The 1,124-nt window shown below is 66.5% G+C and carries 1 protein-coding gene; it reads right to left on the reverse strand.

Going from position 1 to position 1,124, the window contains the following annotated elements; all coding sequences use genetic code 11:
- Positions 1 to 1,124: serine hydroxymethyltransferase (gene glyA, locus F3J10_RS35750; RefSeq protein ID WP_060004089.1), on the reverse strand; the 1,124-nt coding region annotated here is incomplete at both ends.

The raw sequence follows: 1,124 nt of genomic DNA on the forward strand, positions 1-1,124 counted from the left end.
TCCAGCACGTCGGCGATCAGGTTGCCGACGATCTCCGCTTCCTTCGCGCCAAAGCCGCGCGTGGTCATCGCCGGCGAACCCAGGCGAATGCCCGAGGTCACGAACGGCTTCTCAGGATCGTTCGGGATCGCGTTCTTGTTCACCGTGATGTGCGCCGCGCCCAGCGCCGCTTCCGCCGCCTTGCCCGTGATCTTCTTGGCCTGCAGGTCCACCAGCATCACGTGGCTTTCCGTGCGGCCCGACACGATGCGCAGCCCGCGCTTGACCAGCGTCTCCGCCAGCACCCGCGCGTTCTCCACCACCTGCTGCTGGTAGGTCTTGAACTCCGGCGAGGCCGCTTCCTTGAACGCCACCGCCTTGGCCGCGATCACGTGCATCAGCGGGCCGCCCTGGATCCCCGGGAAGATCGCCGAGTTGATCGGCTTCTCGTACTCGGCCTTCATCAGGATCACGCCGCCGCGCGGGCCGCGCAGGCTCTTGTGCGTGGTGGTCGTCACGAAGTCCGCGTGCGGCACCGGGTTCGGGTACACGCCCGCCGCGATCAGCCCCGCGTAGTGCGCCATGTCCACCATCAGGTACGCGCCCACCGCCTTGGCGATCTTCGCCAGGCGCTCGAAGTCGATCTTCAGCGCGAACGCCGAGGCGCCCGCCACGATCATCTTCGGCTTGTGCTCCTGCGCCAGCTTCTCGGCCGCTTCGTAGTCGATGTCCTCGCCTTCGTTCAGGCCGTAGCTCACGACGTTGAACCACTTGCCCGACATGTTCACCGGCGAGCCGTGCGTGAGGTGGCCGCCATGCGCCAGGCTCATGCCCATGATGGTGTCGCCCGGCTTGAGCATCGCGAAGAACACGCCCTGGTTCGCCTGCGAACCCGAGTTCGGCTGCACGTTCGCGGCCTCGGCGCCGAACAGCGCCTTGACGCGATCGATCGCCAGCTGCTCCACCACGTCGACGTATTCGCAGCCGCCGTAGTAGCGCTTGCCGGGATAGCCCTCGGCGTACTTGTTGGTCAGTTGCGAGCCCTGCGCGGCCATCACGGCCGGGCTCGTGTAGTTCTCGGAGGCGATCAGCTCGATGTGATCTTCCTGGCGCTGGTTTTCCTGCTGGATCGCCTGCCAGAGGTC

Source organism: Burkholderia sp. Cy-637 (assembly GCF_011753175.1).
GTDB classification, from domain to species: domain Bacteria; phylum Pseudomonadota; class Gammaproteobacteria; order Burkholderiales; family Burkholderiaceae; genus Burkholderia; species Burkholderia gladioli.